The 16,723-nt window shown below is 31.2% G+C and carries 17 protein-coding genes; 14 read left to right on the top strand and 3 right to left on the bottom strand.

Annotation, left to right across the window (positions count from 1 at the left end; all coding sequences use genetic code 11):
• Position 1: 1 nt before the first annotated feature.
• From NAB20_RS04745 to NAB20_RS04735, 3 genes are all read right to left on the bottom strand, one after another.
• On the bottom strand, positions 2 to 550 hold the full coding sequence (locus tag NAB20_RS04745) for a CopD family protein (RefSeq protein ID WP_088392346.1): 549 nt from the start codon (positions 548 to 550) through the stop codon (positions 2 to 4).
• Positions 550 to 1,560 (bottom strand): ferrochelatase, encoded by a 1,011-nt coding sequence (hemH, locus tag NAB20_RS04740; RefSeq protein ID WP_105195967.1) that lies wholly within the window; start codon positions 1,558 to 1,560, stop codon positions 550 to 552. The genes NAB20_RS04745 and hemH overlap by 1 nt, the downstream gene beginning before the upstream one ends.
• 89 nt (positions 1,561 to 1,649) lie before the next feature.
• The gene (locus NAB20_RS04735) at positions 1,650 to 2,516 is read right to left on the bottom strand and encodes a helix-turn-helix transcriptional regulator (protein ID WP_105195966.1); all 867 of its coding nucleotides are present in this window, start codon (positions 2,514 to 2,516) and stop codon (positions 1,650 to 1,652) included.
• A 231-nt stretch (positions 2,517 to 2,747) separates the two neighbouring features.
• Between NAB20_RS04735 and hemA the strand changes: the two genes are divergently transcribed.
• The 14 genes from hemA to serS all read left to right on the top strand — a co-directional run bounded on the left by hemA (position 2,748) and on the right by serS (position 16,657).
• Positions 2,748 to 4,058 (top strand): glutamyl-tRNA reductase, encoded by a 1,311-nt coding sequence (hemA, locus tag NAB20_RS04730; protein ID WP_088392334.1) that lies wholly within the window; start codon positions 2,748 to 2,750, stop codon positions 4,056 to 4,058.
• 31 nt (positions 4,059 to 4,089) lie between these two features.
• Entirely contained in the window at positions 4,090 to 5,055 is a 966-nt protein-coding gene (gene hemC / locus NAB20_RS04725; protein WP_088392332.1) for a hydroxymethylbilane synthase, read from the top strand.
• 87 nt (positions 5,056 to 5,142) lie between these two features.
• Entirely contained in the window at positions 5,143 to 5,841 is a 699-nt protein-coding gene (locus NAB20_RS04720) for a uroporphyrinogen-III synthase (RefSeq protein ID WP_375605606.1), read from the top strand.
• A gap of 42 nt (positions 5,842 to 5,883) precedes the next feature.
• The gene (hemE, locus tag NAB20_RS04715) at positions 5,884 to 6,945 is read left to right on the top strand and encodes a uroporphyrinogen decarboxylase (RefSeq protein ID WP_375605605.1); all 1,062 of its coding nucleotides are present in this window, start codon (positions 5,884 to 5,886) and stop codon (positions 6,943 to 6,945) included.
• Between the two features lie 284 nt (positions 6,946 to 7,229).
• Positions 7,230 to 7,814 (top strand): DUF3575 domain-containing protein, encoded by a 585-nt coding sequence (locus NAB20_RS04710; RefSeq protein ID WP_375605604.1) that lies wholly within the window; start codon positions 7,230 to 7,232, stop codon positions 7,812 to 7,814.
• A gap of 66 nt (positions 7,815 to 7,880) precedes the next feature.
• Complete coding sequence (gene hemF, locus NAB20_RS04705; RefSeq protein ID WP_105195961.1) at positions 7,881 to 8,786, top strand: oxygen-dependent coproporphyrinogen oxidase; 906 nt, start codon at positions 7,881 to 7,883, stop codon at positions 8,784 to 8,786.
• Between the two features lie 2 nt (positions 8,787 to 8,788).
• Positions 8,789 to 9,823, top strand: a complete 1,035-nt coding sequence (locus tag NAB20_RS04700; protein ID WP_105195960.1) for a DUF4421 family protein — start codon at positions 8,789 to 8,791, stop codon at positions 9,821 to 9,823.
• 16 nt (positions 9,824 to 9,839) lie between these two features.
• On the top strand, positions 9,840 to 10,835 hold the full coding sequence (hemB, locus tag NAB20_RS04695) for a porphobilinogen synthase (RefSeq protein ID WP_105195959.1): 996 nt from the start codon (positions 9,840 to 9,842) through the stop codon (positions 10,833 to 10,835).
• Between the two features lie 95 nt (positions 10,836 to 10,930).
• A complete protein-coding gene (locus NAB20_RS04690; RefSeq protein ID WP_088392344.1) occupies positions 10,931 to 11,302 on the top strand; it encodes a c-type cytochrome in 372 nt (123 codons plus the stop codon).
• Positions 11,303 to 11,467: 165 nt separating this feature from the next.
• On the top strand, positions 11,468 to 11,938 hold the full coding sequence (locus tag NAB20_RS04685; protein ID WP_088392319.1) for a methylated-DNA--[protein]-cysteine S-methyltransferase: 471 nt from the start codon (positions 11,468 to 11,470) through the stop codon (positions 11,936 to 11,938).
• 66 nt (positions 11,939 to 12,004) lie between these two features.
• Complete coding sequence (locus tag NAB20_RS04680; RefSeq protein WP_105195958.1) at positions 12,005 to 12,718, top strand: 3'-5' exonuclease; 714 nt, start codon at positions 12,005 to 12,007, stop codon at positions 12,716 to 12,718.
• Between the two features lie 17 nt (positions 12,719 to 12,735).
• Positions 12,736 to 13,344: a hypothetical protein gene (locus NAB20_RS04675; protein WP_105195957.1), complete on the top strand. Its 609-nt coding sequence runs from the start codon at positions 12,736 to 12,738 to the stop codon at positions 13,342 to 13,344.
• Positions 13,345 to 13,399: 55 nt separating this feature from the next.
• Positions 13,400 to 14,839 carry a nucleoside recognition domain-containing protein gene (locus NAB20_RS04670; protein ID WP_105195956.1) on the top strand — a complete coding sequence of 480 codons (1,440 nt, stop codon included), beginning with the start codon at positions 13,400 to 13,402 and terminating at the stop codon, positions 14,837 to 14,839.
• Positions 14,840 to 15,385: 546 nt separating this feature from the next.
• A complete protein-coding gene (serS, locus tag NAB20_RS04665; RefSeq protein ID WP_088393899.1) occupies positions 15,386 to 16,657 on the top strand; it encodes a serine--tRNA ligase in 1,272 nt (423 codons plus the stop codon).
• The last annotated feature ends 66 nt before the right edge of the window (positions 16,658 to 16,723 follow it).

Genomic DNA, 16,723 nt, shown 5'->3' with positions numbered 1-16,723 from the left:
ATTATTTTTTTTCTCGTATATTTTTATAAAACTTATAACCTAACATTAAAAGTATAGAAAAAAGGATGATACCTACCACGCCAAATATCCAATTTATAGCATTTTTTAAAATTACTAAAAAAACGACTGCAAATAAAATAATAGTTGCTCCTTCATTCCACAATCTAAAAAAGGTAGCACTTTTCTTTATTTTATTTTTTTGTAATTGAGTAAAAATCTGATGGCATTTTAAATGATATACATACAAAATAAAAACAAAAGTTAATTTAACATGCATCCATGCTTGGGTAAGCCATACATTACCAGCCTGTGTAAAAAGCAACATCCAAAAGGCAAAAATACTGGCTAATATAGCACTTGGCCAGGTAATGATATACCATAGGCGATATTCCATTAATTGATATTGCTTAATTAAAATACTTTGTTCTGGCTCTGGTTTTTCCTTAGCCTCGGCATGATATACAAAAAGTCGCACAATATAAAATAATCCCGCAAACCACGTAATTACAAAAATAAGGTGCAATGATTTTATGTAGTTATACAATTCCATTAATTCCAGTTCTTTATCCAACTTGCTACAGTTTGTGCCCAATCATCACGATCATTTAAACAAGCCACTGTTAAAAAATTTTCCCCACCATTTTCTTTAAAACTATGAGCAGCCTCCATCCCTATTTCTTCTAAAGTTTCTAAACAATCCGAAACAAAAGCAGGTGTTACAACGGCTAAATTTTTAATCCCTTTTTGAGCCAATCCGTCAATTGTAGCGTCTGTATAAGGTTGTAACCAAGGATCTCGTCCTAAACGAGATTGAAAAGAGGTACTGTAACTTCCTTCTTCTAACTGTAATAATTCCGCTACTTGTCTGGTTGTTTCATAACATTGATGGCGGTAACAAAATTCATGTGCAGCCGAAGGGGTAACACAACATTTTCCATCAATTGCACAATGTGATTTTGTCACATCTGATTTCTTTATATGTCGCTCTGGTACCCCATGATAAGAAAACAAAATATGATTTGTCTCAAAACCTGTTAAAGCTTCTTGAATAGAAGTTCCTAAATTAGCAATATAGCTTTCTCTTTTATAAAAAGCAGGTATCGTTTTAAAAGTCATTGAAGGGTATTTCCTTTCGCGAATTTCTTCTGCTAAAACTAAAATAGTTTCTGTTGTTGCCATAGCAAATTGAGGATATAAAGGTAAAAGTAGCACTTCTGTTACTCCTTTGTCCTGCAATTGTTGCAACCCAAATTCTATACTAGGATTTCCATAACGCATAGCTATTTCTACTGGATAATCAACTAATTCTTGTACTTTTTTTTGCAAACGCTGAGTTAAAACAATTAAAGGAGAACCCTCTTCCCACCAAATTTTTTTATAAGCTGCTGCTGATTTTTTAGGTCGTGTATTTAATATGATCCCTTTTACTAAAAAAGCTCTTAATAAATAAGGGAGATCAATTACTCTTTCGTCCATTAAAAATTGATCTAAATACTTCTTGACATCTTTTACTTCGGTACTGTCGGGTGAACCTAAATTAACTAATAATACTCCTTTCATTTTTGTTTTTATTTTGAGACTTCAAATTGAAAATTAGATAAAACTTAAAACCATTTATATCTTATTATGTTTAATCTTTTGATCTATTTTTAATTTACTTTTTCTAATAAATATTTTTTAGGCGTAGTGCCAAATTTTTTTTTAAATGCTGCAATAAAATGACTAGCAGTACTATAACCAATTTTTAATCCTACTTCATTTACATTATACGACCCACTGTCTAATAAATTTCGGGCATATTCCATTTTATAATCAAATAAGAAACCATAAACTGTTTCTCCATAAATTTGCTTGAAACCTGTCTTTAGCTTTTTTAGGTTTAAACCTACTTGATCTGCCAATTCTTCTAGACCTGGTGGCTCTGACATGTTGGCAATAATAATTTCCTTTGCTTTTTTAAGTTTTTTTACATTTTCTTCATCTATCAAAAACGGACATTGTTCAATATCTGGATCTTCGTTTTTATTAAAAAATAAACTTAATAATTCATAACCTTTTCCTTTATAATATAAATTTTTAATAGTTGGATTTAAATTATAATGAAACATTTGATTTAAAACAATAGCCATAGAAGGTGTAATATTTTCTTCTCCATAATACTTTCTGTCGCGATTTTCTTCACTTAAAAAAGGAATATGATCAGCATCATTAGTAAACAAACCATGAAATTTTTTAATAGAAATTAATATCGATATGATCCATGTTTTGGGTGCAATATCTATATGCAGTGGTAATTCTTTTTCTGGATTATAAAATAGAAGTGATTTTTCACCTTCTAACCCTATAGTATAACTTCCATTATTAAAAATAAATTTGCCTTTTCCTTTTAAACCAAAATGAAATTGAATTAATCCAGTCTTTACTGGACGTTCATACTTAACAACTTCCTCTGTGTCATTTTGAAATCTTAACAAAACAAATTCATCATCCATTTTTATCTCTTCAGTAGCACCCATAGCGACATTTTTTTACACAGGAAATTTTCTTAAACTCGTTTTATTATTTAGAATTATTCTATATAACAAACTTCTAAACAGCCTATTTTACAACAAAAGTAGTATAAATATCGCTAAAAACTCCAATCAACTATCAAAATAACTTATAGCGATACAAAAAGTACTTATAGCGTTATTTTGGAAAAACAAAACTAAATACTTTTGTTTGTAGAAAATTTGATTAGGATTTTAATGACACAGAATATTCCCTCAAAATCTGCCACTTTTTACGCAATTGGTTTAAGCTATCTGAAAGCGGATGCTGAAATGCGAGGAAAGTTTAGTTTGGATGAACAAGCTAAATCCAAATTAATTCAACAAGCCAAAGGAGATGGCTTAGAAAGTTTAATCGTTACTTCTACTTGTAACCGAACAGAGATATATGGGTTTGCACAACACCCCTTTCAATTAATTAGATTACTTTGTGAAAATAGCCAAGGTACTGTTGAGGACTTCCAAAAAGTAGCTTACGTTTATAAGAACAAAGAGGCTATAAATCATTTGTTTCGGGTAGGAACTGGATTAGACAGTCAAATTTTGGGTGATTTTGAAATTATTTCACAAATTAAAAATGCTTTTGTTTTATCAAAAGAACACGAAATGGCTAATGCTTATATGGAGCGTTTAGTAAATTCTGTTATTCAAGCAAGTAAACGTGTAAAAAACGAAACCGAAATATCATCAGGTGCAACTTCTGTTTCTTTTGCATCCGTTCAATATATTTTTAAAACCGTTCCCGACATTTCTGATAAAAATATTTTACTTTTTGGCACAGGTAAAATTGGTCGTAATACTTGCGAAAACTTGGTAAAGCACAGCAAACATGACCATATTACATTAATTAACCGCACAAAAGACAAAGCAGAAAAATTAGCTAAAAAATTAGATCTAATAGTAAAAGATTACGCTGACTTACAAGAAGAAATTCACAAAGCAGACGTTTTAGTTGTTGCTACAGGAGCACAAAATCCAACAGTTGATAAAACCATCTTAAATCTAAAAAAACCATTATTAATTTTAGACCTATCTATTCCTAAAAACGTAAACGAAAACGTTCAGGATATCCCAGAGGTGACTCTAATTCACATGGATCATTTGTCTCAAATTACAGATGAAACATTAGAGAACCGCAAAAAATTCATCCCACAAGCAGAAGCCATCATTGAAGAAATTCAAGATGAATTTATTACGTGGACAAAAGGTCGAAAATATGCCCCCACTATACATGCCTTAAAAGCTAAACTACAATCTATCAAAGAATTAGAAATGGCATATCAACGCAAAAAAATGTCTAATTTTGATGAAGAACAAGCAGAAATTATAAGCAATCGAATTATACAAAAAATAACCAATCATTTTGCTAATCATTTAAAAGATGAAAACACTTTGGTTGATGAAAGTGTTGATTGGATACAACGCGTTTTTCAATTGAGCCCACCAATCCCAAAAGGAAATATTTCTAAAACAGAAACTGTTCATACAGAGGATTTACAATCTTTATAAACACCTAGATGGCTCAAAATTAAAATTCTTCATGAAAAAAAACAAAGACAAAAAAATCCCCTCTTCGGAGGATAAAGATAGGGTAATAAAAATCGGAACTCGTGATAGTGAATTAGCTCTTTGGCAAGCACACACTGTAGAAAAACAACTAAATGATTTAGGCCACAAAACCGAAATTATAGCTGTAAAATCACAAGGTGATATTATACTAGACAAACCTTTATACGAATTGGGAATTACAGGAATTTTTACTAAAACACTAGACGTTGCCATGCTATCTGGTCAAGTAGATATTGCTGTACATTCTATGAAAGATGTACCTACTGCTTTACCACAAGGTATCGTACAGGCTGCCGTTTTAGAAAGAGCCAATACTGTTGATATTTTAGTACACAAAGGGAATACTGATTTTTTCAATACTGACACCTTAATTGCCACAGGAAGTCTACGCCGTCAAGCGCAATGGCTACATAAATATCCACAACACAAAACCGTTGATTTAAGAGGAAATGTAAACACTCGTCTTCAAAAATTAAAAGATAATGATTGGGGAGGTGCTATTTTTGCATCTGCTGGCTTAGAACGTTTAAATCTAAAACCCGAAACAACCATTTCTCTAGACTGGATGATTCCAGCACCTGCACAAGGAGCTATGATGGTAGTAGCAATGGCCGAAGACACCTTTGCAATAGAAGCCCTATCTGAATTAAATCATATCGAAACAGAAATTTGTACCTATATAGAACGTCAATTTTTGCGCACTTTAGAAGGCGGTTGTACAGCTCCTATTGGTGCTTTAGCAACTTATAACGAAAAAACAGATCAAATAGATTTCAATGGTGGTCTATTTTCAATTGATGGTCAAGAAAAAATAGCTATCAAACGCTCTTTTGATATTTCAGAATGGAAAAAATTAGGGCTGAATTGCGCCAAAGAAATCTTAGAGAATGGAGGTAGTGAATTAATGTATACCATAAAAAAACAATTAAAAAAATAAGTCTTCTACCTTTAAATTTACATGATAAAAATATAGTAACTCAACAAATGCTTTTTGTATTTTATATAGACCTTTTTTAGTATAAAAATGAAAATAATACAGCTCTTATCTACTAAAAAATTACCTCCTAATCAGAAGCATCTTTTGTTAAGCTCAAATTTTTCTATCATTGAAGCTGATTTTATTGAAATTAAAACAAAAAAGGTTCCGATAAAAGAATTAGGAGAGGCTCTTATTTTTACAAGTCAAAATGCTGTTCTTGCCATTTTAAATTCTGAAAATATAAAAGATCTAAGAAACAAAAAGATTTTTTGTGTGGGAATAAAAACAAAAAAACTATTAGAAGAAAACCATTTTGTTGTTGAAATTCACACTAATTATGCAGAAGAATTAGCAGACATCATCTCGTTAAACTACCCCTATTTGAATTATACCTTTTTTAGTGGTAATTTAAGACAAGATATACTGCCTAAAAAATTAAAAGATTTTGGAATTATTTTCAACGAAATAGAAATATATGAAACTATTTTAGCACCTCAAAAAATTAGCACTAAACTTGATGGTATCTTATTTTATAGCCCATCAGGAGTTAAAAGTTATTTAAAAAACAATAAGATTACAGATGAAATATGCTTTTGTATTGGTACTACTACCGCAAAAGCACTAAAAAACATAACAAAAAATATTATAGTTACAAATCAACCATCTATTGAAAATGTAATTATTCAGTGTTTAAATTATTATAAATTGACTTGCTCCACACAAGAAAGCAATGAAATTACATAATGTTTAGTATATAAAAATTAATTATTTTAAAAAAGATATAAAATGAGCGATTCAAATATTACTCCTTTGGGGGCTAAGGGACTTAAAAATGATCTATTCTTAAGAGCATTAAAAGGAGAAACAGTTGAACGTCCACCTGTATGGATGATGCGTCAAGCAGGAAGATATTTACCAGAATTCCGAGCCTTACGAGATAAGTATGATTTTTTTACTCGTTGCGAAACACCTGAATTAGCCGCTGAAATAACAGTACAACCTATTCGCATAGTAAAACCTGATGCTGCCATTTTGTTCTCAGACATTTTAGTTGTTCCAAGAGCTATGGGGATAGAGGTCGAACTAAAAGACAATATAGGTCCTATTATACCCAATCCTATTCGCTCGATAGAACAAGTAAATCAAGTATACATTCCAGAAATAAAAGATTCCTTAGACTATGTAATGGAGGCAATCAAATTAACCAAAGAAATGCTAAATAATGAAGTTCCATTAATTGGTTTTGCTGGTTCTCCTTGGACTATTTTTTGTTATGCCGTAGAAGGGAAAGGTTCCAAAAGTTATGATACTGCTAAAGGATTTTGTTTCTCACAACCTGAAGCGGCACACGCATTATTACAAAAAATAACAGATACCACTATTTTATATTTAAAAGAAAAGGTCGCAAATGGTTGTAATGCAATCCAAGTTTTTGATTCTTGGGGAGGAATGCTATCACCAACAGATTATCAAGAATTTTCTTGGCAATATATCAATCAAATTGTAGAAGCATTAGCCCCTATAACAGAAGTAATTGTTTTTGGAAAAGGCTGTTGGTTTGCATTAAACCAAATGGCAAAATCTAAAGCATCAGCTCTAGGTGTAGATTGGACTTGTTCTCCTACACATGCACGTTACTTAACAGGAGGAAACATTACATTACAAGGAAATTTTGATCCTTCTCGTCTATTATCACCAATACCCACTATCAAAAAGATGGTACATGAAATGATTAACGAATTTGGAAAGGACAAATATATTGTAAATTTAGGACATGGTATTTTACCTAATATCCCTGTAGATCATGCTAAAGCATTTATAGATGCCGTAAAAGAATATCAAAAATAATAATACAAGGTTATAAATAAAGCTAGCATAATACAAATAATTTACACATTGTTTTAATTTTTATTTTCCCACACTATTATCACATAAAAGAGAGGATAATGGTAGCAAAACAAAAAGAATTAAGCTTTTAAATTATTTAGAATTATTTTAGCTTTATTGCTTTTATTAATAATTCCGTATTATTAGTTTATTTTTGAAAATTATTTACAAACCCATTAGAATCTTTTCCTAAATATTAATTATAAAATACTTCCTAAAATATTTTACAAGACCCATTTAAAAATATGCAAACACGATTTCAATTAAATAACAGATTTAATATATTCATAAAATACCTTACATTCTTTTTTGTCATAAATAGCTATTCTCAAACTTCTGTTAAAGGAAATATCACAACAATTTTAGGATTACCTCAAATAGGAATAGAAACAAAAATAGGCAACAAGTTAACCTTTCAAGCAGATGTAATGGCTTCATTATGGGAATCCGTTAATAATGCTCCTCAGAAATTTGTAATCGTAATACCAGAAGTAAGATACCACTTTAATACTCTTGAAAAAGGATTTTATTTAGGAGGACACATTGGCGGTTCTAGCTATAAAATGCAAAAGTGGAACTACCTTAATTCAGGCAGATACCAAGAAGGATATAGCTTATTATTTGGGATGACTGTTGGTTTTAAAGTACCTGTAAACAATGCTTTTTCAATAGATATTTTTATGGGCGGTGGCTCTCAACAAGGATTTTATAAAGGCTATTTTTTAGAAACTGGAGAACGTTACGAAACAGCCAGTAATTTCAACAAAAGTGGCGAATGGCTACCTTATAGAGGAGGCGTTATGATTTGTTATAAATTGGGTAAAAATTAATCCTAACCCCTAATCCTAAATAGAATACAAGACACCTAAATCATATATCTTAAAATAAAAAAATTAATGAAAAATAAATTCTATACTTATATACAAAACCTGCAAGATCATATTTGCAAAGGTTTAGAGGATATAGACGGAAAAGCCAAATTTCGTCAAGATTTATGGGATAGACCCGAAGGAGGTGGGGGACGCACTCGTGTAATTGAAAACGGAGCTGTTTTTGAAAAAGGAGGAGTAAATATTTCCGCCGTTCATGGAACATTACCCGATACTATGCAAAAAATGTTTGGCGTTGGAGAAGCTGATTTTTTTGCCTGTGGACTAAGTCTAGTAATTCATCCTAAAAACCCAATGGTTCCAACTGTTCATGCAAACTGGCGCTATTTTGAAATGTATGATGAAAACGGAAATATTATCAATCAATGGTTTGGTGGAGGACAAGACTTAACACCATATTATTTGTTTGAAGAAGATGCAATTCATTTTCATAAAACATGCAAAGCAGCTTGTGATAAACACAATTCAGAATTTTACGCTCATTATAAAAAGAAATGCGACGAATATTTCTGGAATAGCCACAGAAATGAGGCGCGTGGTATAGGTGGTTTGTTTTTTGATTATTTAAAAACAACTGACACTATGTCTATGGAAAACTGGTACAACTTTGTTACAGAAGTAGGCAACAGTTTTTTAGATGCGTATTTACCAATTGTACAAAAAAGAAAAGATTTACCTTATACAGAAGCTAACCGTACTTGGCAAGAAATTCGTAGAGGACGCTATGTAGAGTTTAATCTTGTTCATGATAAAGGCACTTTATTTGGACTAAAAACAAATGGTAGAATTGAAAGTATATTAATGAGTTTACCTCCTCAAGTACAATGGATATACGATCACCATCCAAAAGAAAATAGCCCAGAAGAAAAATTGATAAAAATTTTGTCAAAACCACTAGATTGGTTAAAATAAATATGCGTAATTGGTTAAAATTCTTAATATTAATATACTATCCTGTTTCTCTTGCTCAAGAAAAAAAAGGAGAAATTGAGCATGCCCTATGGCATAAATATAATCGAGACTACCGCTTGAATTATTTTGATAAAATGATTCTAAAAGTAGATATTAATTCCGATGTAGACAACTTCTACATTCCTAAATTAAACTATACGAATAACAAAAAAAGCATTTTTTCTCCCGACGAAAAACTAAAACTTCGTTTTTCTTTTGATTATAAATTTTTAGGAATTAGTTATTCTTTTTCACCTGATTTTATTCCTGAATTAAACAATCAAAGAGCCAATACAAAAACGCTAGATTTAAGTTTTAAATTTTTTTATTCTGATCGTTTAAGACAAGAAGTAATATACAAAAAAGTAAAAGGATTCACTTTACGAAATCCCGATAATCAAAATCCAATTGAGGTTTTTGACGACCTAGAAATCAATACTATAGGAGGAAAAACCTTTTACATAACCAATAATAATTTTTCATACAGAGCTTACGAATCTCAAACAGAAAGACAAATAAAAAGTGCAGGAAGTTTTATCCCCTCACTCACCTATTTCATAAATAATTTATACACTAATAACCCCAATTCTTTTGAACAAAACTTAGAGCGAATAAAATCAGTCGATTTTATCCTCCAATTAGGTTATATGTATAATTATGTAATTAATAAAACTTGGTTTGCTACTGGAGGATTACATCCAGGTATTGGGATTCATGATTCTAAAAACTATTATATGAATAATAACGAATCCATTATTATTGATAACAAAATCAAATGGAACTACAATTTAGATTTAAATTTTTCATTAGGTTATAATCAAGAAAATTTTTTTTCAGGCATTCGAGTTAATTACAAAAACTATCAATATGACAGTAAAGAGGCTGCTGATATAATGAATTCAAAAATAAATGCTGTTTTTTTTATTGGTTATCGCTTTAATGAAGTCAAAAAAGTTAAAAGAGTATTTGAAAAAATAGAAAATAAATTAGGTATATAATAAAAAAATAGAAAATATGTTTCCTATACACAGAGGTAGAAGATTAAGAGTAAACGAAGCCATACGAAATATCGTAAGAGAAACCAGCTTAAGCCCTGCTGATTTCATGTTCCCTATGTTTATAATGGAAGGAGAAAACACTAAAACAGAAATTCCTTCTATGCCAGGCATTTACCGTCGCACACTAGATTTAACGCTAGAAGAGGTAAAAGAATTATACGCATTAGGAATTAGAGCCTTAAATATTTATGTAAAAGTAAATGATAATTTAAAAGACAATACAGGTAAAGAAGCTTGGAATCCTAATGGCTTAATGCAAAATGCTATTCGTGCCATTAAAAAAACATGTCCTGAAATGATTGTAATGCCTGATGTGGCATTAGATCCTTATTCTATCTATGGACATGACGGGATTATAGAAAAAGGAGATGTAACAAACGATGCAACCAACGATGCTTTAGTTAAAATGGCTATTTCACATGCAGAAGCAGGCGCTGACTTTGTTGCTCCAAGCGATATGATGGACGGACGTGTATTACGTTTACGTCAAGGTTTAGATTCCGCTGGTTATCACAATGTAGGTATTATGAGCTATTCTGCTAAATACGCGTCTGCTTTTTATGGTCCTTTTCGTGACGCATTAGATAGCGCACCTAAAGAAGCCGATATAGTGGTCCCAAAAGATAAAAAAACCTACCAAATGGACTATGCAAATCGTATAGAAGCAGTAAAAGAAGCTTTGTGGGATGTAGAAGAAGGAGCTGATATGGTTATGGTAAAACCAGGTATTGCTTATTTAGATATTGTTCGCGAAGTAAAAAATGCTGTCAATGTACCCGTTTCAGTATTTCATGTTTCAGGAGAATATGCCATGATAAAAGCGGCATCTGAAAAAGGATGGCTAGATCATGATAAAATCATGATGGAACAATTAATGTGTATCAAACGTGCTGGTGCTACTTTAATTTCTACTTATTTTGCTAAAGAAGCAGCCATACTATTAAACAAATAATCTAATTTGCTGCTTCCAAATGAATTAAGAAATCGTATCTCTTATTTTTTTAGCCTACTTTTACTTAATTTAACATGACAAATCTAAAACGAAATATGAAAAAACTATTAGTACCATTTATTATAATTTTCCTTTCGTGTAAAAAAGAAAATCAAGAAAATTTTGGCACATCAACATCCCAAATGGTTACACAAAAACCTGTTGATTTAGGTAAAGAAATTTTTGAAGGCAAAGGCGTTTGTTATACCTGTCATAAACCCGATATAAAAACAGTTGGTCCCTCTTTAAAAGAAATCGCCAAGTTATACAAGGAAAAAAACGGAAACATAGTTGCCTTTCTTCAAGAAAAAAACCAACCCATTGTAGATCCAAGTCAATATAATACTATGAAAGCTAATTTTGCTATTACCAAAAATCTTCCTGAGGAAGAGTTAAAAGCAATAGAAGCTTACATTTTAAGTTTTTAATAAAATAACCGTCTCATAATCAAAGTGAAGAAGCCACTAACATCCGACTCCTTCACTTTGTTTAAAACAACCAAAAGTTATTTTATCGCCACATAAGACACAAAAACAAACATCCTTAACAAAAAGAGGTTACTCTATATTGCTGAAAGATAAATTTTTGATCGTATGAAAACAGCATTTATTCACTCACCGTTAGGAATTACTAAAATAACAGGAGACCAAGAGGGTATTGTTGGTATTTCAATAATAACAGAAACTTATTTGTCTGAACAAATCCCCGAAGAACTTCTAGAAGCCGTGAATCAACTACAGGAATATTTTAAAGGAAATAGAACAAGTTTTTCATTTACCTTAAATCTAAAAGGCACTGATTTTCAAAAAAAAGTATGGCATGAATTACGTCAAATTCCTTTTGGTAAAACTATTTCTTATCTAGATTTAGCCAAAAAGCTAGGTAATGTCAAGGCTATTCGAGCTGTTGCATCAGCCAATGCTAAAAATCCTATTTGGATCGTGGTTCCTTGCCATCGAGTAATCGGTACCGATGGTTCTCTTACAGGCTACGCAGGTGGATTATGGCGTAAAAAATGGTTGTTAGATCATGAAAATTCTTTAAAGCAACAAACATTATTTTAATCCTCATTTTTTTTCTTTTTTAATCGTAAATCTTTACTTTCGTATATACGGTCAAAATGGTTTAATATGCTAGACAAACTTCAAATTGAGAATATTTTATTTTTGGATATAGAAACGGTACCTGAACATGAAAACTTTTCTTCTTTAGACCCCGCACGCCAAGAATTATATGCTCTTAAAACACAATATCAACGAAAAGATGATTTTACCGTAGAAGAATTTTACGATCGAGCAGGCATTTGGGCTGAATTTGGTAAGATTATATGTATTTCAGTCGGCTATTTTTCTTTAAAGAAAGATATACGTCAATTTAGAGTCACCAGTTTTTGGGGTGATGAGATAAGCATTTTAAATGATTTTTCAAATTTATTAAATAATCATTATAGCCACACACAACATTTACTTTGTGGACATAATGCAAAAGAGTTTGATTTTCCTTATATAGCAAGACGAATGATTATTAATAAAGTTCCTATTCCTCAAAAATTAAATCTTTTTGGCAAAAAACCTTGGGAAGTCCCTCATTTGGACACTTTAGAATTATGGAAGTTTGGTGATTACAAGCATTATACATCACTAAAATTATTAACCACCGTCTTAGGCATTCCTTCCCCAAAAGGAGATATAGAAGGTAGTGATGTTGCTAAAGTATATTACCAAGATCAAGATATAGACAGAATTATATCCTATTGCGAAAAAGATGTAATAGCAGTTGCTCAAATCATCCTTCGATTACGAGGAGAAGATTTACTAATAGATGACGAAATTTTTGTTGTATAATACCCTCATAATTCTATATGCTTTACAAAAGAATCCTATTTATAATATTCCTTTCTTTCCTGAGTCATTATTGTAATGCACAGGATCCCATCATCCCTAACTCTGATAAAAAATACCGATTTATTTTTCAGATGGATAATCGTCTTTCTAGCTTAAGAGACAACCAAATTTCTATTTTAGGCGCAAAAATAGGTTTTCAATATAAAAACAAATTTCGATTTGGAGTAGGCACATCCTTTATTTTATCCCCCGTAAAAATCACTTACATTAATAAAAGAACCCAACTAATTAATGACAATAAAGTAAGTCTTTGGTATGGAAGCCTGTTTACTGATTGGATATTTTACAAAAATCCCAAATGGGAATGCTTTCTAACAGAACAAATAGGCTTTGGAAAACCTAGTTTTGTTCGAGAAATAAACGATGATATTGTTCGGAATACTAATATTTCTTTATACGTAAATGAAATTTCTGGACAAGCAAATTATAAAATTTTAAAATGGATAGGATTAGGAGCTGGTATCGGATATCGAAATATTTTAAACTCAAAAGCTGCTTTAAAGACCACTTTTGACGCTCCCATTTATATTGGAAAAATAATACTTTATCCCGAAAATATTTTTTGATTTATTACTTTTACACCCTTCATAAAGTTATTTTACTTATTTTTAAAAAAGAGCTATGGTTTTAAGCAGATTTTGGTTAGCAATTTTTATATCGTCTATATTTTTTATCGTTATAAATCTTTTTAATGGAGGTAGTTATAGTACAGATTATATTTTAAATGGAAAAAAAGACGATCCTATCTTACTATCTGAAAAATATTTAGAGCAAATCCCTAAATTTATAGCAGATAGTATTAAAAAAAATCCTGAAAAAACAGTCGTTATCAACAGAGACACTCTTGACTCAGACACTACTTACATTTATAAAAACAAAACCGTTAAGTTATATAGCGGCATCCAAAAAGCAGACGGATTACTTCCCACTTGCAAAAATAGTTTACTAGATCTCATTATTCCGTTAATTGCCTACCTAGCCTTCTTTTGTGGATTAATGGAATTATTAATTATTTCTGGTGCTTCTGAAAAATTAGCTCAAAAACTAAGTCCTTTTTTTGCACAAGTATTCCCTTCAGTTCCCAAAAATCATGAATCTATATCATATATGACACTAAATTTTGCTGCTAATTTTTTAGGTTTAGATTCCGCTGCTACTCCTTTTGGTCTTAAAGCAATGGAAAGTTTACAAACACTAAATCCTAATAAAGATAAGGCCAGTGATGCCCAAATTATGTTTATGTGTCTACATGCAGCAGGTCTTACCCTTATTCCTACTTCCATTATTGGATACAGAGCAGCCGAAAATGCAGCAAATGCCGCAGATGTCATGCTTCCTTGTATCATTACATCATTCATTGGTACAATAGCTGCTTTACTGATAGTTGGCATTCGTCAACGCATCAATTTTAAAAGTATAAGTTTACTAGCCGCTTTAATGGGAACCATAGGAGCCATTATAGGGTTATTATTTTACATCAATACACTGGATTTAATAGAAAAAAACGCTTTTACTGGTAATTTATCTGGATTAATGCTCATAATCATTATAGGATTTACCCTCATATTTTCTTTTATTCATGAAAAGAAATTTACTTTGGCTAATACGACCATTTTTGACACTTTTGTTGATGGCGCACGTAACGGATTAAATACGGGAGTAAAAATATTTCCTTATGTTATGGGAATGCTAGTTGCCATATCTTTTTTTAGAAATAGTGGATTATTTGAAATAGTAAGTAATGGCATTCGATTTTTATTTGGTCAAATAGGAGTCAGTAAAGAAATTACAGACGGACTTCCCGTTGCTCTATTACGACCATTTAGCTCTGGAGGTTCACGTGGTTTTATGATAGATGCCATGCGAAACTCAGGCGTAGATTCTTTTACAGGGCGATTAGTTTGTATTTTTCAATGTAGTGCCGAAACCACATTTTATGTAATAGCCGTATATTTTGGTTCTGTTAATATTAAAAATACACGCTATACTTTAGGAACAATGCTTTTAGTTGATTTTATCTGCGTACTAGCAGCTATTATTGTTGCAACCTGGTTTTTTTAATCTACTATAAAGTTACTAAAACAAACCATGAGGCTATTTATTTTTTTTAGGATAGCCTCATGGTTTCGTCTATTTTTAACCATTTTACATTTTCCTTCTATTTTACCACACTTTCTTTATCTTATCTCTTTTTTACACCCAGATTACAGGATAAGCTTTATGATGAAGACAAAATACATGGTTTTTTAGTATAATACTAATTTTAACCCTGATTACGCCTTAGAGATTTTAAAAAAACATATTTTACTGATTATTAGTACTATATAAAATTACGAACTAGAATTATCAAACAAACAAACCTTCTATTTCAGTAAGTTATAAAATTTATTTTTTATAATGCGTAATCTGGATTTAATACATTAAGGCAAAAAAGGGCTTTTTAGAATCAAAGCATGTTTATTTGAAATAAATTTCTAAAGGTATAATTTGGATTTAAAAAAAACTAAGATATTTTTTATTCTATATTAATTTCTAAAAAATAAATGTTTTAGATTAAGGAAAGCTATAATAGAATTTTTAAATTTGCGATTGTTAAAATTTATTAGTATGTTACAAATAGCAGTTATTAGAGAAAACCAAGCAGCCGTAATCAACGCTTTGGCAAAAAAAAATATAGATGCCGCAGCCGTGATAGAAAATGTGGTAGCTCTTGACGAAAAACGTCGTGCTACTCAAGTAGAGTTAGATAATGTATTGGCGGAATCTAATAAATTGTCCAAAGAGATCGGAGCTATGATGAAAGCAGGTGAAAAAGCCAAAGCAGAAATCATTAAGGAAAAAACGACTCAATTACGTGATGAAAGTAAAGAACTAACAGAAACGTTAAATAGTATTACGGAAGAGCTAACCCAACAGCTATATCTGTTACCTAATACTCCCGCTGAAATTGTTCCTGAAGGAAAAACAGCAGACGATAACTTAAATGTTTTTCAAGAAGGTGAAATTCCTAGCTTACATGAAGGCGCTTTACCGCATTGGGAATTAGCTAAAAAATATGATATTATTGATTTTGAGTTAGGGACTAAAATCACAGGTGCTGGTTTTCCTGTTTATAAAGGAAAAGGAGCTAAATTACAACGTGCTTTAATCAATTACTTCATTGATAAAAATACAGAAGCCGGATATAACGAAGTACAAGTACCTCATCTAATTAATGAAGCATCAGGCTACGGAACAGGACAGTTACCTGATAAAGAAGGACAAATGTACCATGTAGGAATTGATGATTTATATTTAATTCCAACTGCGGAAGTTCCTGTAACCAACTTATACCGCGATGTTATTTTACAAGAAACCGAAATGCCTGTAATGGTAACAGGATATACACCTTGTTTCCGTCGCGAAGCTGGTTCTTATGGCGCACATGTTCGCGGCTTAAATCGTTTGCACCAATTTGATAAAGTAGAAATTGTTCGTATTGAACATCCCGATAATTCTTACCAAGCTTTAGATGGAATGGTGGAACACGTAAAAGAAATTTTACGAGAGTTAAAATTACCATATCGTATTTTACGTTTGTGTGGAGGTGATATGAGTTTTGCCTCAGCATTAACCTATGATTTTGAAGTATTTTCAACAGCACAAGACCGTTGGTTAGAAATATCTTCAGTATCTAACTTTGAAACCTTTCAATCGAACCGCTTAAAATTACGCTTTAAAGGGAAAGATGGAAAAACGCAATTAGCCCATACTCTAAATGGTAGCTCATTAGCTCTACCTCGTGTATTAGCTGGAATTTTAGAAAACTATCAAACACCAGAAGGAATCATAATTCCAGAAGTATTAAGAAAATATACTGGTTTTGATATTATAGACTAAACTATATAGTAATTTATTATAATGTACTAAAGTGACTAAATTATTGTAACTTTAGTACATTGTTTT

This window comes from Flavobacterium davisii (genome assembly GCF_042182265.1).
GTDB lineage: Bacteria > Bacteroidota > Bacteroidia > Flavobacteriales > Flavobacteriaceae > Flavobacterium > Flavobacterium davisii.
The sequence above is the reverse complement of the archived record's forward strand: the minus strand, read 5'-3'. Positions and strand labels throughout refer to the sequence as shown.